This window comes from Martelella mangrovi (assembly GCF_040545495.1).
GTDB classification, from domain to species: Bacteria; Pseudomonadota; Alphaproteobacteria; order Rhizobiales; family Rhizobiaceae; genus Martelella; species Martelella mangrovi.
The window spans coordinates 49,908-75,080 of the sequence record NZ_JBEPLY010000006.1 but is presented as its reverse complement, the minus strand read 5'-3'; the positions used below and the strand labels follow the sequence as shown (position 1 = coordinate 75,080).

The following is a 25,173-nucleotide window of genomic DNA, read 5'->3' as shown; positions in this document are numbered from 1 at the left end:
AGACCTTCAGCCTCTTCGGTTATGCCGGAAAGTTGAACCGTCGCAGCGACAATGCGCGAGGAAACAAACAGGCAGGGTGCGTCTTTGGGCTTTCCGGTTTCGGAAATCTGGCGTTATGCGTCTCTATACTGCCGGGAAACGCTTGTGCGCGGCCGCGCGCTGGTGCTCTCGGCATGGCTGCCGCTGTGCCGTTTTTCCCCCGGCCGCCGCGCCGCGCGTCTTCTCGTTGCACCGACCGACCTCAGGATCGCCGATCCGCTGGAGGCGGAAGACCTGCTGGAAGGCCGTTTCTCGCTTGCAGGTGCTGTGCTCGAAACTGGTGGCCGGCCGGCCTTCTCATTCGACATGCCAAGCGTCGCCTTCGAACAGGAACTGGCAAGTTTTTCCTGGCTCAGGCATCTCAGAACCCGGCGCAGCGAGGATGCCAATATCTTTGCCCGCGCCGCGGTGCTGAGCTTTCTGCGCCGCCACCGCGCGGTGCGCGGGCCCGTGTGGCAGACCGATGCAACGGTCTGGCGGCTGAGCGCCTGGCTTTCGCACTCCACAATCGTTCTCAAGGGGGCCGACACCGGTTTCTATCGCCGTTTTGTCGACCAGATCGCACGCCATGAACGGGTTCTCAGGGGCCGCTACCGGGCCCTGCCGCGCGACGAAACCCGCTTGCAGGCGGCAATCGTGCTGGCGATGACCGCGATCAGCCTTGACCTTTCCGATCACCGCAAGCGCGAGGCCGCGCGCCGGCTCGACGAAGAGCTGGAACGGCAGATCCTGCCCGATGGCGGCCATATCGCCCGCAGCCCCGATGCGCTGGTCAGCATCCTGCTGCGCCTGTTGCCGCTGCGCCAGACCTATATCAATCTCGACCAGATACTGCCGAAACGGCTGGTCCCGAGCATCGACCGCGCCTATGCCGCACTCAACTTCTTTCGCCATCGCGACGGCGATCTTGCGCTTTTCAACGGCACCGGACTGGTGCCGGGCACAGCGCTTTCCGCGCTGCTGCGCTATGACGAAACCGGCGGCGCGGTGTTCAGGGCTCTGCCCCATACCGGGTTCGACCGACTGCAGGCCGAAAAGACGACACTGATCGCCGATACCGGACGGCCGCTTTCGGTTCATCTTTCGAAGACCGCCCATGCGGGCGCTGCCGCTTTCGAGATGTCGGCCGGCAAGAACAGGTTCATCGTCAATGCCGGCGTGCCGCTGGCTGCCAGCGACGCCATCATCCGCATGGCGCGCATGACTGCTGCCCATTCGGCCGTTACGATCGACGACCGTACGGCCATGCAGTTCTCGCGCTCCGGTTTCCTCGGCCCCGTCGCCTGCGGTGGCCTGACCCGGGTCGAGAGAAGCCGCGATACCGATGAAAACGGTCACGATTGCCTCATCATGCAGCATGACGGCTACCTCAACCGCTTCGGGCTGATGTTCCAGCGAAGACTCACCCTGTCGCCGGATGGATCGGAGATCACCGGGACAGACGGTTTCCGTCGCAGGAATGAGCAGATGCCGGCGCACAACGACCGGAATATCGCCATTGCCCGCTTTCACCTGCACCCGGCGATCTGGACCATGCAGGAGGACGAAGACACGATTTTCATGACGGCGCCCGACAATGAAAGCTGGCTGTTTTCAGCCCCCGGCCTTGCGCCCGCCATCGAGGACGACCTGTTCTTTGCGGCAAGCGCGGGCCAGACCGCTTCGCGCCAGATCGTGATTGCCTGGACGGTCGGCGAACACCCTGATATCCATTGGCGCATGAACCGCCTGAGCTGACGGTTTCACATTTGCCGAAGGCGTGCTAGAGCGGGCCATCCGCAATCGACCTTGCAGAAAAATGTGTTTGCTGTTGCGTGTACAGCCTGCCGCAACAGCGCTTGTCTGAAGGACCTCGTCATGGCCGTCGCCTCGAAAAAAATTCCCGCTCCCGATCTCGTCGAAATCAAAACCGCGCTCCTGTCCGTCTCCGACAAGAGCGGCGTTGTTGAATTTGCCAGCGCGCTTGCCGCCCGCGGCATACGCCTGCTTTCGACCGGCGGCACCCACAAGGCGCTTGCCGACGCCGGGCTTCAGGTTACCGATGTGTCGGCCGTAACCGGCTTTCCGGAGATCATGGACGGCCGCGTGAAGACGCTGCACCCCAAGGTTCATGGCGGCCTTCTCGCCATTCGCGATGACGAAGAGCATCAGGTCGCAATGCGCGAACACGGCATTGACGGCATCGACCTTGCCGTCATCAATCTCTACCCCTTCGAAGAAGTGCGCGCGGCCGGCGGCGATTATCCGACGACGGTGGAAAATATCGATATCGGCGGCCCGGCGATGATCCGCGCGGCGGCCAAGAACCATGCCTATGTCGCCGTTGCCACCGACCCGGAAGATTATGGCGCGATCACCGAAGCGCTGGATGCCGGCAACGGCGCCCTCCCCTATGCGCTGCGCGAGACCCTTGCCGCCCGCGCCTATGCCCGCACCGCCGCCTATGATGCGGCGATCTCCGGCTGGTTTGCCGAAGCACTCGAGATCGAAAATCCGCGCCACCGGACCCTTGGCGGCACGCTCAGGCAGGAAATGCGCTACGGCGAAAACCCGCACCAGTCCGCCGCCTTCTATGTTACCGGCGACAAGCGCCCGGGCGTTGCCAATGCCGTCCAGCATCAGGGCAAGCAGCTTTCCTACAACAATATCAACGACACCGACGCCGCCTTCGAACTGGTGGCGGAGTTCTCGCCGGAAATCGCGCCGGCTTGCGCGATCATCAAGCATGCCAACCCCTGTGGCGTGGCGCGCGCCGATACGCTGGTGGAGGCCTATCACCGCGCACTTTCCTGCGACAACCAGTCAGCTTTCGGCGGCATTGTCGCCCTGAACCAGACGCTGGACAGCGAGACGGCCGGCGAGATCGTCAAGCTTTTCACCGAAGTCATCATCGCCCCCGACGCCGATGAAGAGGCCAAGGCGATCATCGCCGCCAAGAAGAACCTGCGCCTTCTGACCACCGGCGCGCTGCCCGACCCGCGCGCCAAGGGCTTCAACATGAAGACCGTTGCCGGCGGGTTTCTGGTGCAGGGCCGTGACACCGCCATGATCGACGAAATCGAGCTCAAGGTGGTAACCGAGCGCGCGCCGAGCGAACGTGAACTGGAAGACCTGAAAATGGCCTTCGCCATTGCCAAGCACGTCAAGTCCAACGCGATCGTCTATGTCAAGGACGGCCAGACGGCCGGCATCGGTGCGGGCCAGATGAGCCGGATCGATTCCGCCCGCATCGCCGCACTGAAGGCCGAGGACGCGGCAAAGGCCGCAGGCTGGCCCGAGCCGATGACGCGCGGCTCCGCCGTTGCCTCGGAAGCCTTCTTCCCGTTTGCCGACGGCCTGCTTTCAGCCGTCGCCGCAGGGGCCACGGCGGTGATCCAGCCCGGCGGCTCGATCCGCGATCAGGAAGTCATCGACGCGGCCAATGCCAATGGCGTGGCCATGGTCTTCACCGGCACCCGCACCTTCCGCCACTAACGTGTTTCACAGGCGGCAGTCATCATTGCCGCCTGTCGCCGCTTCCCATGAGCGGCACAAACAGTACGAGACCTGCGACAAGAAAGACCAGCAGGCTTGCCATGCCGAGATTGGGCGAGCCGGTCCAGTCGGTCAGGATCGCGAAGGCGCCGGTCGCCAGAAAGCTGGTCATCCGGCCGGTCAGCGAGAACAGGCCGAAGAACCGGCCCGCTTCCTGTCGCGCAATCCGCGTCGCCAGAAAGGCGCGCGAGCCCGCCTGAACCGGCCCGAAGGCCAGGCCGATCAACACGCCATAGGCCAGAAACACTTTTTCCGCCCCCGCGGCGAACAGGCCTGTTCCAGTTGACGGAGCAAAGCTCAGCAATCCGAAAACCGTTGCATCGCCTGTGGTCGAAACCACGCCGAGCGTCGCCGTGACCAGCATCAGAAGTGCAATCAGCACGACCGTGCACGCATTGGCCTGGCGGCCGAAACGCGAGGCGAAGAAACAGCCGAAGATCGCGGCAACGTTCAGAACAATCCCGAAAATGCCGATTTCCATGGTCGACCAGCCGAACATGCCCGCGGCAAACGCCCCGCCGAGAATGAGAATGCCGTTGACGCCGTCCATGTAAAGCATGCGGGCAATGAGAAAGCGGATCAGGACAGGCCGCCCTTTCAGCGCCGCAAGGGTCGCCTTCAGGTCCGCGAAACCGTCCGCGAGCGCCCTGCCGACCGGTTTCAGCGGCGGCCGGTCGGGAGTAAAGACGAAGAAGGGCAGCAGGAAAACAATATACCAGCAGGCGGCAAGCGGGCCGGTCAGCCTTGCCGCTTCGCCCGTTAGCGGATCGAGCCCGAACAGCGGCGCTGTTCCGAGGATCGTCAGCCCGCTTTCAGGGTCGGCGGACAGGAACACCACCACCGCAATCAGGAATACCATGCCGCCCAGATAGCCAAGCCCCCAGGCGTCGTTCGAAACGCGGTTCATCCGCTCGGGCCGGACGAGATGCGGCAGCATGGCATCGTTGAAAACGACGGAAAGCTCGGCCATGACCGTTGCAGCGATGATCAGTACCGCCGGCCAGAAATAGCCGGCTCCCGGCGCGGAAAACCAAAGCAATGCAAGGCTTGCCGCCTGAACGACCGCCATGGCCGCGATGAAACGCTTGTTGCGTCCGGCGGTATCCGACAGCGCACCGGCAAACGGTGCCGCGATTGCGACCAGAAGCCCGGCAATGGTGGCCGCGTGGGCCCAGGCAGCCTGGCCTCGCACGGGATCACTGCCCAGTTCGGACACGAAATACGGGCCGAAAATGAAGGTGACGATGACCGTGAAGAACGGCTGCGCCGCCCAGTCGAACAGCATCCAGCCCAACACGCCTGTCGGTGGCGCGCCGGAAACCGGCCCGGCATCTTTTTCCTGAAGAAGCGACAATTCAAACCATCCCCGATGACCGGATGCAGATTGCGGCTTCTTTCACTTTTGTCAAACGTCGGCGGCGTCAGTTCATGTCGCGGGCCAGATCATTCAGCAACCCGGCGGCGACCATGGTCTTGGCAATGGATGGATCGCCGGAGCGGACCAGTCGCTCGAGTTGCTCGGCAATCTGCAGCACCCGGGCCGAATGCGCCTCCTGCCAGGCTGCGACCGCATCTTCCGCATCGCCGCATTCGATGAGCGCATTGGCGGCCAGATCCCGACGGCTTGCCGAAATCTGGTCCATGGAGCGGGTCAGAGCCAGCGAATCGTAAAAATCATTCGGGTCCATGCGCGCGGCGATCGTCAGCAGCGGGGAAACATGGAAAAGCCGGGTCACGCTGAAATAGGCCCGGGCTGCCCGTTCCAGGCTCTGGCCGCTGCGGCCTGCAATCTGCAGCGCCTCCGGCACGAACATCATGCCGAGATGCCGGGCAAGACTTGCAGCAAGCGCATCGGGAACGCCCGCTTCCTTCCATCCCGCTTCCTGCTCCGACAACCACTCGGCCCGCGCATCCGGCAGAAGATCGCCGAAGCCGACCTCGAATGTGGCAAGAGCCTGTTTCAGCCGCCCGACCGCATCGGCGATTTCGCCTTCGGCAATGCCGTTGCGGATCAGAAGATGAGTCAGGATGCGGAACAGATAACGCAATTGCGTGTAGATCGCGTTCTGCGTCCGGCCATCGATCCGGCCATCGAGTGCGTGAACGGACTGCCACAGTTTTTCCATGCCGAAGCCATCGCGGGCGATGATCGCGGCCTTGACCACCTCGGCCGGCGTCGCCGCCGTGGTGTCGCAGGCACTGATGATGAATTCCGGCCCGCCGCGGTTGATCACGTCGTTTGCCAGCCGCGTGGCGATGATCTCGCGCCGCAGGCGATGTCCGCCGATATCATCGGCATAGGCATCGCGCATGCGCTCGGGGAAATAGCCGTAAAGCAGCGGCTCCATATAGGGATCGTCCGGCAGATCGCTTTCAAGCAGCTGATCGAACAGCACGATCTTGCCATAGGAAAGCAGCACGCCGATTTCCGCACGGGTCAGGCCCTGATCGGACTGCCGGCGCGAACGCAGCGCCTCGTCGTCGGGCAGGGTTTCGACGGTGCGATCGAGATGACCATCCTTTTCCAGAACCTCCATCATCCGTGACAGGGACAGCATGCTTTGAAGGCCCGCCTCGCTGCTGAGCGAGATCGACAGCGTCTGCAGATAGTTGTTTTCCAGCACGATGCCAGCCACCGCCTCGGTCATTTCGGCAAGCAGGACGTCGCGGTCTTCCCGTGTAAGCCGGCCGGCGCGCATCGCCGAGGCCAGCGCGATCTTGATATTGACCTCGACGTCGGAGCAATTGACGCCGGCGGAATTGTCGATAGCGTCGGAATTGCAGCGACCGCCCTTGAGGCCAAAGGCGATACGGCCCTTCTGGGTAACGCCGAGATTGGCGCCCTCGCCGATCACCCGCACGCGCAGTTGCTCGGCATTGACCCTGATCGGGTCATTGGCGCGGTCGCCGACCTCGGCATTGGTTTCGGTGCGCGCCTTGATATAGGTGCCGATGCCGCCGAACCAGAGCAGATCGGCCCTGGCCTTCAGGATCGCGGCGATAATGTCGAAAGGGGTATATTCCCCTTCGGCAAGATCAATCGCGGCGGCAGCCTCGGGCGTCAGCCTGACCGCCTTTTCCTTGCGCGAAATGATCATGCCGCCCGGAGACAACAGGCTTTGGTCGTAATCCTGCCAGCTTGAACGCGGCAGGTCGAACAGCCGCTTGCGCTCTGCAACCCCCTTTATCGGGTCGGGATCCGGGTCAATGAAGATATCGCGGTGGTCGAAGGCACCCACCAGCCTGATCTGCTCGGACAGCAACATGCCGTTGCCAAACACATCGCCCGACATGTCGCCGACGCCGACAACGGTAAACGGCGTGGTCTGGATATCGATGTTCATTTCCCGGAAATGCCGTTTGACCGCTTCCCAGGCGCCGCGTGCGGTAATGCCCATCTTCTTGTGGTCATAGCCGGCAGAACCGCCCGAGGCAAAGGCGTCATCGAGCCAGAAATCAGCCTCCTGCGCCAGTGCATTGGCCGTGTCGGAAAAGGTCGCCGTGCCCTTGTCGGCGGCAACCACGAAATAGGGATCGTCGTCATCCGAACACACCGTGTCCTGAGGCGGAATAACCTCACCGTCCTCGATATTGTCGGTGATCGACAGCAACGTGCGGATATAGCTCTTGTAGGCTTCGCGGCCGGCGTTGAAGATTTCTTCGCGACTGCCGCCTGCCGGCAGGTTCTTCGGATAGAACCCGCCCTTGGCGCCCACCGGCACGATAACCGCATTCTTGACCTGCTGCGCCTTGACCAGACCGAGCACTTCCGTGCGGTAATCCTGTCCGCGATCCGACCAGCGCAGACCGCCGCGCGCAACCTTGCCGAAACGCAGATGCACGCCCTCCACCTCGGGCCCATAAAGGAAGATCTCGCGAAACGGCCGCGGTTCGGGCAGGATGGCAAGCGCCCGCGAGGCGAATTTGAAGGCGAGGTTCGGGCACGGCGCGCCGTTTTCATCGGTCTGGAAATAATTGGTGCGCAGCGTCGCATCCACAAGCTTGATGAACAGCCGCAGGATCCGGTCATCATCAAGGTTCGGCACGCCCTGCAGCCCCTCGGTGATGGTTCCGCGCGCGCTCTTCAGCCCCTCGGCACGCTCCTCGTCGGAAAGCGCGGGATCGAAAGCCGTGCGGAACATCAGGAAGATCGCCCGCGCAATCACAGGATAGAGGCAGAGCGACTGGGCAATATAGCCGGCCGTGAAGCTGAGGCCGGCCTGGCGCAGATAATGCGCATAGGCGCGCAGCACATTGGCCTGATCGACATTGAGACCGGCCAGCAGCACCAGCCGGTTGAAACTGTCATTGTCGACAGTGCCGGCAGACGCCGCGATGAACGCCTCTTCAAGGCGCGCACTGTCCGCCTCGAGGTCGAAGACCACCGAACCGTCGACCAGAAGCTCCATGTCGTGCAGGATGACATCGACCGGCTCCGTATCGTCCTTTTGCAGGGCAAGTTCGAATGTGCGTTCGGAAATCACGGTAAAGCCGAGATTTTCCAGAAGCGGCACGCGCCGTGAAAGCGCCAGTTGACCGCCGGCATGGAATATCTTCAGCCGCAATTCGTCGTCGTCCGCGCCACTACGGTAAAAGGCAATGCGGAGGCCGCTTTCGGCAGCCGACGAAATCAGCTTCAGGTCGCCATAGGCATCTTCCGGCGAAAATGTCTCGTGATAGGCTTCATTGGCCTTCAGCTCCGGCGCGCCCAGACCGGCAAGCGCATTGAAGTGTTCCTCCCAGTCGGCAGCCAGCCTGGCGACTTCCGCTTCCAGTTCGGCCTGCGGCACATCGGGCGTTTTTTCCGTGCTGTGGCGGCCGATGATGATCTGCACCCGCGCCGAACGCCCCTCGGGGAAGGACGGATAATAGGCGGAAACATGGCCCTGATAGACCTCGGCGAGATAATTCCCAACCTTCTCCCGCAACCGGGAATCATAGAGATTGCGCGGAATATAGACGAGAACCGAGACGAAACGGTCAAAACCGTCGATCCGGCTCAGAACACGGATGCGCGGCCGTTCGGCAACATCCATGATCTGCTCGGCAAAATCCGTCAGCAGGGGAACAGGAACCTGAAACAGTTCGTCGCGCGGATAGGATTCCAGCGTATTCTGGAGCATGCGTCCGGCATGGCTTTTGGGCTCGAAGCCGAAATGACGCGACACTTCGGCAAGCTTTGCCCTCAAAAGCGGAATGCGCGCAGCCGACTGGGTATAGGCTGTGAAGGTGAACAGCCCGACGATGCGCAGTTCGCCGACGACCTCACCATTTTCATCGAACCGTTTGACGCCGATATAATCCATATAGGTGCGGCGGTGGACGATCGACGTGGTATTGGCCTTGGTCACCAGCAGAAGTTCGGGCCCTTCCATGAAGGCGAGAATTTCAGGGGTGGTGACCACCGGCTTCGGCCCGCGTCGCAGAACCCGCATCTCGGGATCGGCAAGAATGCCGATGCTGGATCCCTTCACACGCTCGACCCGGCCCGGACCGTCTTCATGGGTGTAGATCAGTTCACGCATGCCGAGGAAGGTGAAATTACCGTCGCGCAGCCACTCCAGAAAATGACGGGTCTCCTCGCCCGCTGCCTTCAGGGCTTCCGGCACCCGGGTCTCGAGTTCGTCCATGGCGGTTTCGAGCTTTTCAAGCATGACCGGCCAGTCGTTGACGGCAAGCCGGACATGGGCCAGCACATATTCAAGCCGCGATTTGAGCCGGGCGCGGGTATCGGGCGAAAGCGCTGCCACATGCACCTGCACATGGCTGATGCGATCTTCCGGCACATGTTCGGTTTCCGCGGAAAACGCAACGACGGGCTTGCCGGGCGTGGCGATCAGGATCGGATGGACGGCCAGCAGGATATCGGTGGTGAATTCGCCGATTTCGGCCATCACCGAATCATAGATGAACGGCATGTTGCGATCGGTAATCGCGATCACATCCGTTGCGATCTCAGGCGGCGCGGTGCCGGAAACAGGGCCGACGCTCACCCGCGCCGCACCGCCTTCGAACGCGCCAACCTCGCGCGCGGCGAAGATGGCCGAGGCTGCGAGCATATCCGCATCGTAGCGGGCAAGGTCTTCGGGACTGGCCCGCTTGAACATGGAAAACGGGTTGATAAAAGGCGCATCGGCTGCGACAGCGGCCTTCTCGGCAGCCTCCATCAGGCTCTTGCGCATCTGGTCGGCTTTGTTTTCCATGTTTCCTCCAGCATGTTTTTGTCGCGAGGGCGCGCGCGAGGCGGCATTCTTACTGCCACTTTGTCTTCCGCGCCGTCCGTTCTATAACGCTGCCGTCACAACACTGGCTTGACAACGTCCTCCAACAGACGATTTAGAGCGTAATTGTGGCCGATGGCAAAGTTTTTCCACTTTCCTTATCGCGCAGGTTGCAAAGCCTAAAACAGCACCAGGACATGAAATGACAGCAGAAACCGGCGCAGTCATCGCCATTTCCAGCCACGTGATGCGCGGCGCCGTTGGCAACCGGGCGATTGTCTTCGCACTTGAAACGCTCGGGCTGAACATATGGTCCGTCCCCACCATCGTCATGCCCTATCATCCCGGCCATGGCCCGTCCACCCGACTGAAATTCGATGACGGCGACTTCACCAAAGCGCTGAACGACCTTGCGACAAGCCGTTGGCGCGGCGAAGTGAACGCCGTCATCAGCGGCTATCTTGCCGATCCGCGACAGGCTGCAGCCATCGCCACGCTGGTACGGACCCTAAAGGCCGACAACCCCGATCTGATCTATCTCTGCGACCCGGTTTGCGGTGATGAAAACGGGCTTTACGTGGCGGAGGAAACCGCTGCCGCCATGCGCGACCAACTCCTGCCCCTGGCCGATATCACCACGCCAAACCGCTTCGAACTTTCCTGGCTGACGGGTCGTGAGATTGCCGACAACGCCGCCGCAATCGATGCAGCGCTCGCCCTGGGGCCGTCTGCGGTGGTGGTCACCTCTGCTGAGGCGATGATCCGCGATGGCGTGGCCGCCCTTTATGTCGATCAGCGACAGGCCGTTCTTGCCGAGCACACCCGGCTTGAAAACCCGCCGAACGGGCTGGGCGACCTGTTTTCTGCGCTGTTTCTCGCCGCCCGGCTTGCCGCAATCCCCCCTGCCGAGGCCCTGGAGCGGGCGACGGCGGCGGTCTATGAGATCCTCGCCCGCGCCGTGCGCGAAGACGCCGACGAGCTGCGACTGGAACGCAATACCGCAAGTTTCAGCGCGCCCTTTGCAAAAGTTGGCCTGCGTCAATTGATGCATCCCGCGCGGCGACGTAAAAGAAGCTGATAAAAGACGATGCGCAAAAGCATGAAGGACGAATGACAATGGACGCGTTTCCCAAATCCCTTCTCGATGGCTACAAGAGCTTCATGTCCGGACGCTATGTCGAGGAAAGTGCCCGCTACCGGACGCTGGCCCAGGAAGGGCAGAAACCGCAGACCATGATGATTGCGTGCTGCGATTCCCGCGCCGCGCCCGAAATGATCTTCAATGCGCGCCCCGGTGAGCTGTTCGTGGTCCGCAATGTCGCGAATATGGTTCCGCCCTATGAGCCGGACGGGCAATATCACGGCACATCCGCCGCCCTTGAATTTGCCGTTGAAGGGCTGAAGGTGAAGAACATCGTGGTGCTCGGCCACGGGCGCTGCGGGGGTATCCACGCCGCCCTTTCGCCGGATGCCGAACCGCTGTCTCCCGGCGATTTCATCGGCAAGTGGACCACCCTCTTGAAACCGGCGGCCGAGCAGATCAATTCGAATTCCAATATGACCCACGGGGAACGCCAGACCGCGCTTGAGCGCATCTCGATCCGCAATTCGATCGCCAATCTGCGCTCCTTCCCCAATGTCGCGACGGCGGAAAAACAGGGCAAGCTGAAGCTCTGTGGCGCCTGGTTCGACATTTCCAGCGGCGAATTGTGGGTGATGGACGCAAAGTCGGGCGATTTCAGCCGCCCCGAGTAATCCCGGAACGTAAAACCCCGCCGGTTCCACCGCGCGGGGTTTTCAGTTCTTCGGGCTTCGAACCGGCGGTCTCAGCGCCGCACGTCGTCTTCGTCCGCGCTTTCCTCGATCCGCTGCATATCGTCATCCGACAGGCCGAAATGGTGCCCGATCTCATGGATCAGGACATGGGTGACGATGTCGCCGAGCGTCTCCTCGTTTTCCGCCCAGTAGTCGAGGATCGGCCGGCGATAGAGGGTGATGCGGTTGACCATCTCGCCGGTTTCCATGGTGAACCGCTCGGAAATGCCGCGCCCTTCGAACAGGCCGAGCAGATCGAAGGGCGTTTCCAGCGCCATGTCCTCGAACACATCGTCGCTCGGGAAATCTGCGATATCGACAACGAGATCACCGGTCAGCGCACGAAACGGCTCGGGCAGCCTGGCATAGGCCTCGATTGCAAGCGACTCGATGGCCGCAAGACTCGGGGCGTGACGGCCCTGCCAGTCTTCACTTTTGTTCATACGCGCCATTTCTGCTCCTTCGTCGGGCCCATATAGGCCTTTTTGACACGCATTTCGAGAAAAGAATGGCGTTGCGCCGTACCGAAACAGCGCAAACCTGCCCTTGCCGCGCAACGCGAAACGCAGCGCCTGCCGAAAAAGCATCTCCCGCCTTGGCAAAGAGCCGACAAACAGCCGGTTTCCGGCCGCGCCCGGGCCGCCTGAAACTCCGCGCAAAATTGCGCCAAACCTGCTTGACACTACCTGCACGAGGCCCTAATAACGCCCCGTCCCGCGCGGTGCACAACAGTTCGGGCGCATGGTCTTCCACACCGCGTCGCAAGATGCGTTTCCCGTGCAAGGCCCTGGTTGGCGGAGTAGCTCAGTAGGTTAGAGCAGAGGAATCATAATCCTTGTGTCGGGGGTTCAAATCCCTCCTCCGCTACCAATAAAATCAATTCTTTATAAGAAATTGCCGTTGATTTCCGTGTTGCACTGACTTGCAACCGCCCCCTTTTGTTCTTTTGTGTGCCGCTGATTATAACAACTCAGAGCACATTATTCGTGCTGGCGTATGCGTCATACCACGTTTTAACATGACGGTCGGAAACATCAGCTTTCCAATTTCCCTTGGGCGCAAACAAACCGGATGCCGCTCGCAACACCAGCGCTTCAGACAATAGCAATCATCGTGGTGTGCGGCAGGGTGGCCGTGAGTTTGTCGGCCCAGGCCTCAAGATCACCATCGGCAACCAGAGCAAGCACGGAGCCGCCAAAACCGCCGCCGGTCTGGCGGGCGCCGCAGGCGCCGAGCGCGATGGCGGTTTCGACAATGGCGTCAGTCTCGGCCACCGTGATCTCGTAATCGTCCTTTTGCGAGATATGGCTTTCCAGCATCAGACGGCCGAAAACACCCGCATCTGCGGTGCGAAGCGCTTCAAGTCCATCATGAACCCGCTGGTTTTCCGTAACGATGTGACGAACCCGGCGGTGCAGCAGCTCCGGAAAACCGGGCGTGCCGCCGAGAGCATCCACCCCCAGATCACTGAGCATCGCGACCTCCAGCAGATTGCAGGCCTGCCGGCATTCGGCCACGCGTGTCGCATAGCCATCTTCGGTCAATTGATGGCTGACGCCGGAGCCGACAATCACGAAACGATAGCCGGGGATCGAAGGCGCGGGAGCGTATTCCAGCGTTCTGGTGTTCAGGAACAACGCCATTCCCGGCGTTCCCACCGAAGATGCAAACTGGTCCATGATGCCGCAGGGCATGCCGACAAACCCGTTTTCAACGGCCTGCGCCTCGACCGCGACAGAAACCGGGTCTGCCTTGCGGCCAAAAAGCTCAGAGGCCGCTTTGAGCGTCGCAACTTCAAGGGCCGCCGAGCTTGAAAGCCCCGCCCCCATCGGCAGGGTTGTCGCAAGAGCGATCCGGATGCCACTCGCGGCAATTTCTTCGGCGCATGCCGATTTGAGACAGCCAAGCACATAGTCGGACCAGTCGCCGGCCCGACCTTCATCGATGGTCCGGGTGCGCACGGCATCAAACGTACTTGAAAAAAGTTCAACCTTTCCGGGGGCATCGCCGCGCGCGGCAGCGATACCGACTCCAAGTCTCTCAAGCGCCATCGGAAGCACGAAGCCGCCATTATAGTCGGTATGTTCGCCGAGGAGATTGACGCGTCCGGGTGCAAATGCCGCGGTTTCCGGCAATCCTCCGAAATGCTTTTCAAATGCAGCGGCCGCCAGCTGACGCGGGTCAGTGCTCCTCATGGTTCGCACTCCGCAAAAGCCTGTCCTTGTAGTGAATATCGGAAAGCGAGCGTAAACGTTCGGCAGCGGTTTCAGCCGTCAGGTCGCGTTGTGCTTCCGCCAGCATCTCATAGCCGACCATGAACTTGCGGACCGTGGCGGAGCGCAGCAGCGGCGGATAAAAATGGCAATGCAGTTGCCAGTGTTCATGATTGCCGGCCCGCAGGGGCGCGCCATGCCAGCCCATCGTATAGGGAAACTCGGTTTCGAACAGATTGTCATAACGCGTGCAAAGCCGCTTCAGGATATCGGCCAGCGCCACACGTTCGCGCGCGTCCAGATCCGGCAGGCGCAGGACATGGCGTTTCGGCAGAACAAGCGTTTCGAACGGCCAGACAGCCCACCACGGCACAACCGCCAGCCAGTCATCATTTTCAACGACGATGCGTTCGCGCTTTTCGGTTTCGCTTTTCGCATAGTCGAGCAGCAGAACGTTACCGGTCTCGGCAAAATAGTCGGCCTGATTGCGGTCTTCTCTGACCACCTCGTTGGGCAGGAAGTCGGATGCCCAGATCTGGCCATGCGGATGCGGCTGGGAACAGCCCATGGCCGCACCCTTGTTCTCGAAGACGGCGACCCAGTCATAACACGCGCCCAGTTCTTCAATCTGGCCGGCCCAGGCATCGACAACGCCCTTGATCGCCGCGACAGGCAGCTCCGGCAAGGTCAGGTCGTGGCGCTCGGAAAAGCAGATGACCCGCGCGGTGCCATGAACGTTTTCGGCGCGAAACAGCCGATCCCCGCTCATTTTCCCGGTGGGCGTATCTTCCAGAAGGGCCGGAAAATCATTGTCGAAAACGTAGACACCCTTGTAGTCCGGGTTCACCGCGCCGGAGTTGCGTTTATTGCCCGCACAGAGGTAGCAGTCGGGATCATGCGACGGTTTTTCCGTCACGGTCGCTTCTTCCTGACCGCCCTGCCAGGGGCGGCGGCCGCGGTGTGGAGAAACCAGTACCCATTCATTCTTCAAAGGGTTGAAGCGCCGGTGCGGCGCGCTTTGCGACGTGTTTTCTTCCGTCATGGAACCCGTCCTATTTATTGACTGCGAAAGGGCCGTAATGGGGGGCCTGATGCCACCGCCAGGCGGTTTCGATAATCGTTTCCAGCGCGTCGAATTGCGGCGTCCAGCCGAGCACGGTCCGGGCACGCGCGCTGTCGGCAACGAGAACGCCGGCATCGCCGGGCCGCCGCGGGCCGATTTCATAGGGGATGTCGCGGCCGGTCACCCGTTTTGCCGTCTCCAGCACGTCCAGCGTGGTAAAGCCGTTGCCATTGCCGAGATTGAAGACATGCGCGCCCTCATTGCCATCCATGAAATCGAGCGCCTTCAGATGTGCCGAGGCCAGATCCAGCACGTGGATATAGTCGCGGATGCAGGTGCCATCGCGGGTATCGTAATCGTCTCCGAACACCGTCAGCCGGTTTCGAAGGGAAAGCGCGGCCAGCAGAACCTGCGGGATCAGATGGGTCTCGGGATCATGCGCCTCGCCGGTGCGGCCATCGGGATGCGCGCCGGCAGCATTGAAATAGCGCAGGCACACCGAACGCAGGCCAAAAGCCGCCGCCATATCGGACAGCACCTGCTCAACCATGCGCTTTGACCAGCCGTAAGGGTTGAGCGGCGCCATCGGGTGTTTTTCATCGATCAGCTCCGTCAGCGGATTGCCGAACACGGCCGCCGTCGATGAAAATACCAGCTTACCGACACCGGCATTGCGCATGGCATCCAGCAGGTTGAGCGTGCCGGTGACATTGTTGCGATAATAAAGTTCCGGGTGCTCGACCGATTCACCGACGGCGATCAGCGCGGCGAAGTGGATAACCGCATCGAATGAATGGCGGGAGAACACATCCGCCAGATCGGCCGGATTGAGAAGGTCGCCGCGTTCCAGCGTGACGCCGGGGATGGCCTCGGCATAGCCTTGGGAAAGATTGTCGAACACCACGACATCATGGCCTTCGTCCTGCAGAAGACGGACCATGTGCGAGCCGATATAACCGGCGCCGCCGCAGACCAGAATATTGCGTTTCATTGCCTTGTCTCTTTCGTCACGCTTCAGGCGATCCGCTCGCCTTCGACCACCCACATGGTGGCGGGCCAGGAAAGCGGAAGATTGATGCCGTGGGTCATCAGCGCCGCACCCGACATGGTCACATCGCCAGTCACGAGCGCGACATGACCGCGCGACTGCGGCGGCCGGTCTTCCGGGTTGACCAGATGCAGGCGATAGCGTGCGTTCGGGTCCAGAGCGGCCAGTTTCTGCGCCAGTGGCAGGGACTGGACGGAGCTTGCATGACGACCGGCAAACACAACGAAACGGCTGCGGTCGGCAGCGATCTGCAGCTCGGAAATCACCGCCTCATCATCGCTGTCGAGGGGGATCGTGTCGCCCGCCATCCGCCAGTCGCGCGTCTGTTTCCACCAGCGTGTCACCCGCGTGAGAATTTCGCTTTCTTCCTCATCGAGTTCGCGCGGGTCCATCTCGAAACCCATATGCCGCTGGGCGGCGACCCAGGCCCTGAACGACATCGGCAGGATGCGCCCGGACGAATGGCTCTTGCGCGGGCCGACATGGCTGCCGGTAACAGCCGGCGGCAGAAGCAGCGCGGCCTCGTGCTGCATGCGCAAGCGTTCGATGGCATCATTGGAATCCGAAAGCCAAACCCTGTGCGTGCGCGCCAGAATGCCGATATCGATACGCCCGCCGCCGGAGGCGCAGCTTTCGATCTCGACTGTCGGATGGGCGGCCCGCAAACGGTCGAGAAGCGCATAGACGCCGTCCGTCTGCGCCGCGTCGACAAGCGGCAACAGCCGGTTATGGTCCCATTTCAGATAGTCGATATCATGCGCGCGCAGGATCGCATCGAGGGCATCGAAAAGATAATCCCGCACCTCCGGCCGTGAGAGGTCCAGAAGGTGCTGGAAACGGCCCGTCAGCTGATCTTTCGGGCCGAGAAGCCAGTCGGGGTGGCTGCGATAAAGGTCGCTGTCGAGATTGACCATTTCCGGCTCGACCCAGAGACCGAAGCTCATGCCCTCGCCATGCACCTTGTCGATCAGCGGCGTCAGACCGTCCGGCCATTTGCGCCGGTCGATCGTCCAGTCCCCGAGTGAACTCGTGTCATCGTCACGTTTGCCGAACCAGCCATCGTCAAGCACGAAGCGTTCCGCGCCAAGGCGGGCGGCGCGCTCGGCAATCTCGGAAAGGCCCTCGAGCGAGTGATCGAAATAGATCGCCTCCCAGCAATTGTAGTGGACGGGGCGCGAACGCGCCGGATCGGGCCAGACCACGACCTGATCGCGGATATAGCGCTGAAAACTGCGGGCAATGCCCGCCTCGCCTTCGGTGGAAACCGCCATGACAAGATCGGATGACGAAAACCGGGTTCCGCGCCCGTCCGCATCCCAGGCCCGGCCCATCTGCAACTGCCGCCGTCCATCGGGCAGTTGTTCGGCCACAAACCGGTGACCGCCGGACCAGGCAAGCTGCAGCGCATGGACTTCGCCTGCGGTTCTGGTTGCCCCGCGCAGCGGTATCATCGCCATTGGCGGATGTTCGTGACCCGAACGGCCCGTGCGTGCTTCGCGCATGCGAATACCATGCGACCATGGCGTTTCCTGACGGTGGAATTCACGCAGCCACGTGCCGTGCCAGTCGGTTATCTTTTCCGAGGATTGCGCGCCGGGCAGAACCGGCGCGGCAAGCCAGTGGCAGCAAACCGGCGTCTGCGATCTCACCTCGGATGACGCGACAATAACGTCTCCGACGGCTTTGAAATGCGCCGTGTAGGCAAGACCGAGCGTTTCGTCCGAAAACCGCAGCGTCAGCCCGTCATTGTCGTCAGCGCTCTCAAACCGGAATGTCGGCTGCAACACGCCGGCCTCACCGGACAGCGACAACCCCGCCTGCCCGGGAAACGGCGCGGAAGCCTCGGGGCAGATCGACAGCGGCACGGTTGCGTCCAGCATGCCGCCGCCGAGGTCGATATCATGCGCGGATGAAAGCATGCCGAGGTCTTCATCCTCCGGCAGGTTCGAGCCCCAGTATATTGCTTCAGCCATTCCCTGATTGCGGATACGCAGGACGAGGGTCTGGACCGGCGTGTCGAGCCGGTAATGGATAGTATTCATGTCGGACCTGTTGTCATGGTGGGTGCCGGTCAGTTTCGAACATACTTTCGTTTGAGGATATCGCCACTGCCGGTATATCGAAAAATGCTGTCAGCGCAGCCGCTGACCATTGGCGTCGAACAGGAAGGCCTTTTCCGGATCGAAGGCGGCGATGATCGCTTCGGCGGGGCGTATCCGGCGGGCATCGGCCAGCTTCATGACGATCCGTGTCCCGCCGTCATCACGCGCATAGACGTAGGATTCGCCGCCGAGATTTTCGACGATGTCGGTTGTCAGGTGAAGTTGAGCCTTGCCTTCGCCCGACAGGAACTCCGGCCTGATGCCGAGCGTCACCCTGTCACCGGCCTGCGGGCAATTGTCGTGAAGCTGAAGCGTAACGGGATCGGCTTTCACATCTTGAAGCCTGATGGTCACTGCATCGCCTTCAACCTGTTCGACAGCGGCGGAGAGGAAATTCATCTTCGGCGAGCCGATGAAACCGGCGATGAAGATATTGTCGGGATCGTCGTAGAGCGTGAGCGGCGCGCCGGCCTGCTCGATCCGCCCTGCCCTGAGCACCACGATCTTGTCGGCCAGCGTCATGGCTTCAACCTGATCATGCGTCACATAGACGATTGTCGTGCCAAGCTCTTTATGCAGCCGGGCAATTTCGACACGCATGTTGACGCGCAGCTCGGCATCGAGATTGGACAGCGGCTCGTCGAACAGAAACACATCCGGCTTGCGCACGATGGCGCGGCCAATCGCGACACGCTGACGCTGACCGCCGGAAAGCGCGCGCGGCTTGCGGTCGAGCAGATCGCCAAGCTCAAGCACCCGGGCCGCCTCATTGACGCGGCGGGTGATCTCATCCTTGGGGGTTTTGTCGAACCGGAGACCAAAACCCATATTTTCGCGAACCGACATATGCGGATAGAGCGCATAGCTTTGGAACACCATCGCCACGCCGCGTTTGGCCGGATCGACATCGTTCATCGGCTTGTCGCCGATGGCGAGCGTGCCGCCGGTGATATCCTCAAGGCCGGCAATCATGCGCAGAAGCGTCGACTTGCCACAACCCGACGGACCGACGAAGACACAGAACTCGCCTGCTTCGATCTTCAGACTGACGTCATGGATGATATGGGCTTCGCCATAGCTCTTGTTGATATCCTTAAGTTCCAGACTCGACATCGCGATGTCCTCCCGGTTCCGGCCTGCCGGCGCATCGGGTCTGCGCCGGTCAGATACGGAGATTTCTGTCTCGCCGGATGTTCCGGCATCTTTGAAAAGCCCCCGCCATGTTGCAGGTATGGCGGGCGCTGATTGGGGCTGCGGCAATCAGAAAAGCCAGTTGACCTCGTCATTGGCCTGTTCCAGCACCTCCTGCGGATCGCCCTGTCCAAGCATCACGCGTTCAAGTGCGGCCTTGACGATCGATGCGATCTCGTTGCCGTAATCGGTGATCGGCGGCGCAAAGGTGGTCTCCGGCGTCGCAACTTCCGTGAAGGCCGAGACATCGATGCCCTTTTCAGCATAGGCCTCAACCGTTGCATCCATCAGGTCCTGCTGAGCGGGGAACACGACCGCAGAGCCGGCAACAATCGACTGGCAGGCGTCGGAGCCGAGAAACTGCACCCACTTCCAGGCCGATTCCTGAACCGGGCTTCCGCTCCAGATCGAATCCGCCAGACCGTTGAACATGGTCTTGCGGCCTTCCGGACCGGCAGGGATCGGCGCAAAGGCAACCGATGGCTTCGACTGGTGGTAAAGCCCGATCAGCCACGAACCGGTAACCGTCATCGCGCCTTTATCGGAGAACATCAGGGTTTCGGCGCCAAGACGCCCGGTCTGCTCGACGGTGGGCATGAAGTGATGGACACGGGCGAGATCGCGCAGCCACACCAGCGTTTCCGTCAGTCTGGGATCATCGAAATTGTAATGGTCGGACCAGGGCTCATCGATGAACTGCCAGCCGGTGCTGGCCGCCAGATAGGCCCATTCGGTTTCGCCCTGGGGGCTGAGCGGATTGAGCACGAAGCCGAAAGTGGCGACGGAATTCGGATCGAAGTCTGCCTCATCGCCGTGCGTGCCGTTCGTGTCGACCGTCAGTCCGGCGATCACATCCTGGAAACTGCCGCCGTCTTCCGGGTTCCAGGTCATGTCCGCCAAATCCTCCGGCGTCATGCCGGCGGCCTCGAGCTTCTCCGTATCATAGGCCACGGCGACAGTGGCCCAGTCCTTGGGCAGGCCGTAGACCGCCCCGTCCTTCGACCAGTTGTCGAGAAGCCCCGGCAGATAGCCGGCGGTATCGTAATCCGCTTCCTCAATCAGCGGCGCCAGATCGACAATCATGTCGTTGGCGGCAAATTCAGGCAGTCGCATCAGATGGTTGACGAAGACATCGGGCGCATCGCCGGAGATGAAGCTGGTGGTCAGGTTGGTCCAATACTGGTCCCAGCCGGTCTGGGTAATTTCGATCCTGATATCCGGGTTTTCCGCCTCGAAGGCATCGGCGCACTGCTGATAGACCGGCGCCTGCTGACCATCCCACATCCAGTAGCGGACGGTATCCTGGGCAGACGCGACGGCCGGGGCCAGCGCCGTTGCCGAAATCAGGACACAAAGGCTCAGTTTCTTCATATTTCTCTCTCCCATTGTTGAGTGAACAGCATCATTTCATGCCGCTTGTCTGCAGGGACTCGACGATGCGGCGGCCGAAGAAGACAAGCAGGACCAGAACCGGGATGATCGAAAGCATCACCGCGGCCATAAGACCGGTCCAGTCGGGTTGCCCTTGCCCGGTCTGGCTTTGATAATTGGCGAGCGCCACGGCCATGACCTGCACATTTTCCTTCTGCCCGACCAGAAACGGCCAGAAGAAGTCGTTCCAGGCCTGGATCGAAAGCAGGATCGCCAGCGTTGCCAGGGGGCCGCGCTGCAGGGGAAGCGCGATGTGCCAGTAGACACGGAACCAGTTCAGGCCATCGAGCCGTGCGGCTTCTTCCAGTTCCTTCGGCGTCGACAGGAAAAACTGGCGCAGAAAGAAAACCGCAAACGGCAGCATCAGGATGTTCGGCGCCACCATGCCCGCAAAGGTGTTGAGAAGGCCGAGCTGCCGGATCAGGATGAAGTTCGGAATGAACAGCACGATCGAGGGGATCATGGTCGCGGCAATGAAGCTGTAGAACAGCGCATCGCGTCCGGGAAACCTGAGCCGCGCGAAGGCGTATGCCGCAAGCGAGGAAAAGAACAGCTGCCCGGAGACCAGAAGACCGGTGTAAACAACGCTGTTTCTGAGCGCGATCATGAAATCGATCGGCGAGCCGGTATTGGCCGGCGGCGGCACATCGCTTGGCAGCCCTAGAACCCGCAGAAAGTTTCCGAATGTGATCCGGTCGGTCCACAGGCTGTCAGCGGAGGTAAAGACATCGGACGGAAAGGTGATTGCGGTTTTCAGCGCCATCCAGACAGGCAGCAGCGAAACGAAGCAGAAGACCGCCAGAACGCCGTAGCCGACAAGCCTTTGAATATTGAGTGTGCGTGGCATGACGTTCCTCCTCAACCCAGATCCGAACGGTCGGCATGCAGCAGCTTCATCTGCAGCAGCGTCACAAGAATGAGGATGACGAACAGCACCATCGACATCGCCGAGGCATAGCCCATCCGGCTGAACTGGAAGGCATTTTCATAAATGTACCAGAGCACGGCCCGGGTGGAATCGGCCGGCCCGCCGCGCGTCGTCACGGCAATCACGTCAAACACCTGAAACGACCCGACAACGCTGGTGACCAGAACGAAGACCATGACCGGGCGCAACAGCGGCAGCGTGATCATGCGGAACATCGCCTGCTCGCTGGCGCCATCAAGACGGGCGGCTTCATAAAGATCGCGGGGAATGGACTGCAGGCCGGCATAAAACAGCAGCGCGGTAAAGCCGACATGCCGCCAGATGGAAATGCCTGCAACCGAGATCAGCGCCTGATCGGGCGAACTCAGGAAGGGCTGCGGCATGATGCCGATACCGCCCAGAAACGCATTGGTAATGCCGATCAGCGGATCGAGCATCAAGAGCCAGACCAGACCGGCCACCACATTCGAAATCAGATAGGGCGCGATGATGACGGCCCGCAGCATGACCGATTTGGCCAACCGGTCCGCAAGCACGGCGATCAGAAGGCCAAGCGCGGTCTGGAGGGGAATATTGTAGATGACGTAGAACAGCGTAATGCGCATCGATTCCCAGAATTTCCCGTCCGCCCACAGGCGTGCGTAATTCTCGAAACCGGCCCAGCGCGCCGGACGCATCAGGTTCCAGTGTGTCAGGCTGATCTCGGCTGCGCGCAGGGTCGGCAGCGCAAAAAAGACCAGCAGCCCGATCAACGCCGGCAGAATGAACAGATAACCGGTCAATGCCTCTTTGCGTCTGAGCACACTGCCGGGCAACAGTCTTTTGTTTTGATCAGGACCGCCCTGAGCCACGGTTTGTCCGGGCATGGCACATCCTCCCTTGATTGCTGAACGCCGGTATCCTCAAATCGCGGCGCCTTGATACTAACACGTGTTAGAGTATCCCTTTTCTTCATATCGTCAACGATAAATACATGACTAACGCGCGTTAGTGTGTTACCCTGCTGATATGAAAGAAAAATCAGTTACCAGTCTCGATGTCGCCAAACTGGCGGGCGTTTCCCGCCCGACGGTCTCTCTCGTCCTGAACAATTCGAAAGCCGTCAGCCTGAGCGAGGAGACCAAGCAGAAAGTGCGCAATGCCGCCCGCGTGCTTGGCTACAAGCCGAATTCAGCAGCGCTGATGCTGCGCAGAGGCGCAACCAACACCGTCGGCCTGGTGATCACCGAAGGCCGGTCGCTGCAGGTGGATGCATTCATCCCCTTGCTGCACTACGCAATCGCCGGCGTGATGCGCGAGGCCGGCTACAGCCTTCTGCTGGAAACCTTTGAACGGAAGGAAAACCAGAATCCCTACGCGGATCTGGTTGTCTCACACCGTATAGACGGACTTCTGGTTCTCAGCCCCAGCACCGATGACGAGGACCTGAAGGCGCTGATCGAACAGGATTACCCGGTTGTCCTCATCGGCTCCACCGGCCACCCCCGGGAGCATTGCGTCTTCACCTCGACCCGGGAAGGTACGGGCGCGGCGGCATCCCACATCATGGACCTCGGGCACCGAAATATCGGCTGTATCCCGTTCTCGCCGCCCGGCTTTGCCGCAACGGACTCGCGTCTTCGCGAACTGCGTGAGGCGCTTTCGGCTGCCGGCATCGCCTTGCAGGACGATGCCGTTTTCCATGGCGACTTCAGTGCAGAAAGCGGCCACGCGGCCACGCTGGCGCTGATGAAGGCAAAGCCCGACACAACAGCAATCTTTGCAGGAAACGATACGATCGCGCTTGGCGTCATCGGCGCACTGACATCCTTGGGGCTTTCCGTGCCCGGCGATGTCTCCGTTGTCGGCTACGATGACCTGCCCTTCTCGGGCTATATTGCGCCACCGCTGACAACAGTGGGCATCGATGCCGACAAACAGGGGCGCATGGCGGCTGAAATGATGGTCAGGCGTCTGCGCGGTGAGGCAATCGAGGAAACGCGCCTGGCCATGCCCTCAAACTTCATCGCACGAGGCTCCACCGGTCCGGTTCGCAGATAACCGGATCACCCGCATCGTGGTTAATCTCAGCCGTGACGCCCTGATCGGCCCATGCAGATGCCGTCTACTCGGCATAAACATCTGTTTTATGTGGAGAATTCAAAGATAGTTGGTGCCCCTTGCCGGAATCGAACCAGCACTCCTTTCGGAACCTGATTTTGAGTCAGGCGCGTCTACCAGTTCCGCCAAAGGGGCCTGTCGGCCTTTGCTGGAAGGCCGGACCGCGCGAACTATACGAAGATCGGCCGATGCGTCAACCGGGATTTTGATCCCGATCATGCGAAAAACCGCGCTCACGGTGTAGTGAAGAATGGACAAGCAGCGCAGGATTTACCATCCTCCGGCAATACTCTAAATCCCTCAGGCCAATCATTTCCGGATCACCAGATGCTGCGCCGCCTTTATAACTGGACACTCTCCCTTGCCGCGACGCGCCATGCCGAACGTGCGCTGTTTGCCGTTTCGTTTGCAGAGAGTTCGTTCTTTCCGATTCCACCGGACGTGCTGATGATCCCGATGGTGATCGCCAAACCGCGCAACTGGGTGCGTATCGCCTTCATCTGCACGCTTGCCTCGATCATCGGCGCCATCGGCGGTTATCTGATCGGCCTGTTCCTGTTCGAGACCGTCGGCCAGCCGATCCTCGCCTTCTACGGCAAGGAACATTCCTTCGAACAGATCGCCGAATGGTACAATACCTGGGGCGGCTGGGGCGTGCTGTTTGCCGCCATCACGCCGTTTCCCTACAAGGTGCTGACGATCTTTTCCGGCGCGACGGGGCTGAATTTCGGCATCTTCCTGCTGGTCAGCGTCATCGGCCGGTCGTTCCGCTTCTTCCTGATCGCCTTTCTGCTCAACCGCTACGGCGTGCCGATCCGCGATTTCATCGAGAAATATCTCGGCATTCTCTTCACCGTTTTCGTCGTTCTTCTGTTCGGCGGATTCTATCTCGTCAAATATGTCTTCTAGGTGCACAACATGCTCCCCCGTTTCGTCACAGACAACCGCCTCGCCATCAGCCTCGTTCTGGTGACCCTCGGCATGGCCGTCTCGGTGCTTTCGGCCCTCGGCTTCGAACATCTCGGCGGCTACATCCCCTGCCATCTCTGCCTTCTGGAGCGCAAACCCTATTATATCGGCGTGCCCGTCGGCATTGTCGGACTGCTCGCCTGGCGCTTCGGGTTCATGCCGCGCGTGATCGGCAAGCTCGCGCTTGTCATCGTCGCCGCCCTGATGATCTGGGGCATGGTGATGGGCGTTTATCACTCCGGCATCGAATGGCACTGGTGGGCGGGGCCCACGGATTGCTCCGGCGCGCTTTCCGGCATGACCACGGACGCCAATTCGCTTCTGGCTGATCTCAACCGCGTAACCGGGCCGAAATGCGATGAAGCCGCCCTGCGGGTGCTGGGCCTGTCTTTTGCCGGCTGGAACGTGGTGGTCAGCATCATCATTGCGGCAATCGCGATCTGGGGCCTCGGCAGCACCAAGCGTTAAGGCACTGCGACAAACCGGGCGCATTTTTTTGTGCCCGGCCCTCTTGAACCT

Annotated in this window: 18 protein-coding genes and 2 tRNA genes; 8 read left to right on the top strand and 12 right to left on the bottom strand. The window is 61.0% G+C overall.

Annotated features, from left to right (window positions below; genetic code table 11):
- The first annotated feature begins 51 nt into the window (after positions 1-51).
- The gene (locus ABID12_RS10520) at positions 52-1,776 is read left to right on the top strand and encodes a heparinase II/III family protein (protein ID WP_354434169.1); all 1,725 of its coding nucleotides are present in this window, start codon (positions 52-54) and stop codon (positions 1,774-1,776) included.
- Between the two features lie 120 nt (positions 1,777-1,896).
- Complete coding sequence (purH, locus tag ABID12_RS10515; protein WP_354434168.1) at positions 1,897-3,513, top strand: bifunctional phosphoribosylaminoimidazolecarboxamide formyltransferase/IMP cyclohydrolase; 1,617 nt, start codon at positions 1,897-1,899, stop codon at positions 3,511-3,513.
- Between the two features lie 22 nt (positions 3,514-3,535).
- Here purH and ABID12_RS10510 read toward each other — a convergent pair whose 3' ends face one another.
- A complete protein-coding gene (locus tag ABID12_RS10510) occupies positions 3,536-4,927 on the bottom strand; it encodes an MFS transporter (protein ID WP_435528208.1) in 1,392 nt (463 codons plus the stop codon).
- Between the two features lie 67 nt (positions 4,928-4,994).
- Positions 4,995-9,776, bottom strand: coding sequence for an NAD-glutamate dehydrogenase (locus tag ABID12_RS10505; RefSeq protein ID WP_354434167.1), 4,782 nt, complete (start codon positions 9,774-9,776; stop codon positions 4,995-4,997).
- Positions 9,777-9,996: 220 nt separating this feature from the next.
- On the opposite strand from ABID12_RS10505, the gene pdxY reads away from it, so the two are divergent.
- Together pdxY and ABID12_RS10495 are read left to right on the top strand one after the other, a co-directional pair.
- On the top strand, positions 9,997-10,872 hold the full coding sequence (gene pdxY / locus ABID12_RS10500) for a pyridoxal kinase PdxY (protein WP_354434166.1): 876 nt from the start codon (positions 9,997-9,999) through the stop codon (positions 10,870-10,872).
- A 32-nt stretch (positions 10,873-10,904) separates the two neighbouring features.
- Complete coding sequence (locus ABID12_RS10495) at positions 10,905-11,549, top strand: carbonic anhydrase (RefSeq protein ID WP_354434165.1); 645 nt, start codon at positions 10,905-10,907, stop codon at positions 11,547-11,549.
- A 71-nt stretch (positions 11,550-11,620) separates the two neighbouring features.
- Here ABID12_RS10495 and ABID12_RS10490 read toward each other — a convergent pair whose 3' ends face one another.
- A complete protein-coding gene (locus ABID12_RS10490; RefSeq protein WP_106303152.1) occupies positions 11,621-12,061 on the bottom strand; it encodes a metallopeptidase family protein in 441 nt (146 codons plus the stop codon).
- 341 nt (positions 12,062-12,402) lie between these two features.
- On the opposite strand from ABID12_RS10490, the gene ABID12_RS10485 reads away from it, so the two are divergent.
- Positions 12,403-12,479: transfer RNA gene (locus tag ABID12_RS10485), tRNA-Met, on the top strand.
- Positions 12,480-12,703: 224 nt separating this feature from the next.
- On the opposite strand, the gene galK is transcribed toward ABID12_RS10485, so the two are convergent.
- The 8 genes from galK to ABID12_RS10445 all read right to left on the bottom strand — a co-directional run bounded on the left by galK (position 12,704) and on the right by ABID12_RS10445 (position 22,367).
- Positions 12,704-13,804, bottom strand: a complete 1,101-nt coding sequence (gene galK / locus ABID12_RS10480; protein WP_354434164.1) for a galactokinase — start codon at positions 13,802-13,804, stop codon at positions 12,704-12,706.
- Entirely contained in the window at positions 13,791-14,864 is a 1,074-nt protein-coding gene (locus tag ABID12_RS10475; RefSeq protein ID WP_354434163.1) for a UDP-glucose--hexose-1-phosphate uridylyltransferase, read from the bottom strand. The genes galK and ABID12_RS10475 overlap by 14 nt, the downstream gene beginning before the upstream one ends.
- A gap of 10 nt (positions 14,865-14,874) precedes the next feature.
- On the bottom strand, positions 14,875-15,876 hold the full coding sequence (galE, locus tag ABID12_RS10470; RefSeq protein ID WP_354434162.1) for a UDP-glucose 4-epimerase GalE: 1,002 nt from the start codon (positions 15,874-15,876) through the stop codon (positions 14,875-14,877).
- Between the two features lie 23 nt (positions 15,877-15,899).
- The gene (locus ABID12_RS10465; RefSeq protein WP_354434161.1) at positions 15,900-17,975 is read right to left on the bottom strand and encodes an alpha-galactosidase; all 2,076 of its coding nucleotides are present in this window, start codon (positions 17,973-17,975) and stop codon (positions 15,900-15,902) included.
- A gap of 90 nt (positions 17,976-18,065) precedes the next feature.
- Complete coding sequence (locus ABID12_RS10460; protein WP_354434160.1) at positions 18,066-19,148, bottom strand: ABC transporter ATP-binding protein; 1,083 nt, start codon at positions 19,146-19,148, stop codon at positions 18,066-18,068.
- A 147-nt stretch (positions 19,149-19,295) separates the two neighbouring features.
- The gene (locus tag ABID12_RS10455; protein WP_354434159.1) at positions 19,296-20,597 is read right to left on the bottom strand and encodes an ABC transporter substrate-binding protein; all 1,302 of its coding nucleotides are present in this window, start codon (positions 20,595-20,597) and stop codon (positions 19,296-19,298) included.
- A 31-nt stretch (positions 20,598-20,628) separates the two neighbouring features.
- Positions 20,629-21,504, bottom strand: a complete 876-nt coding sequence (locus ABID12_RS10450; protein ID WP_106308362.1) for a carbohydrate ABC transporter permease — start codon at positions 21,502-21,504, stop codon at positions 20,629-20,631.
- Positions 21,505-21,515: 11 nt separating this feature from the next.
- On the bottom strand, positions 21,516-22,367 hold the full coding sequence (locus tag ABID12_RS10445) for a carbohydrate ABC transporter permease (protein WP_319517939.1): 852 nt from the start codon (positions 22,365-22,367) through the stop codon (positions 21,516-21,518).
- Positions 22,368-22,593: 226 nt separating this feature from the next.
- Here ABID12_RS10445 and ABID12_RS10440 point away from each other — a divergent pair, with 226 nt between their 5' ends.
- Positions 22,594-23,625: a LacI family DNA-binding transcriptional regulator gene (locus tag ABID12_RS10440; RefSeq protein WP_354434158.1), complete on the top strand. Its 1,032-nt coding sequence runs from the start codon at positions 22,594-22,596 to the stop codon at positions 23,623-23,625.
- A gap of 110 nt (positions 23,626-23,735) precedes the next feature.
- Here ABID12_RS10440 and ABID12_RS10435 read toward each other — a convergent pair.
- Positions 23,736-23,820, bottom strand: a tRNA-Leu gene (locus tag ABID12_RS10435).
- Between the two features lie 192 nt (positions 23,821-24,012).
- Between ABID12_RS10435 and ABID12_RS10430 the strand changes: the two genes are divergently transcribed.
- Positions 24,013-24,594, top strand: a complete 582-nt coding sequence (locus ABID12_RS10430) for a YqaA family protein (RefSeq protein ID WP_319517941.1) — start codon at positions 24,013-24,015, stop codon at positions 24,592-24,594.
- 9 nt (positions 24,595-24,603) lie between these two features.
- Positions 24,604-25,122 carry a disulfide bond formation protein B gene (locus ABID12_RS10425; protein ID WP_354434157.1) on the top strand — a complete coding sequence of 173 codons (519 nt, stop codon included), beginning with the start codon at positions 24,604-24,606 and terminating at the stop codon, positions 25,120-25,122.
- Positions 25,123-25,173: the final 51 nt, after the last annotated feature.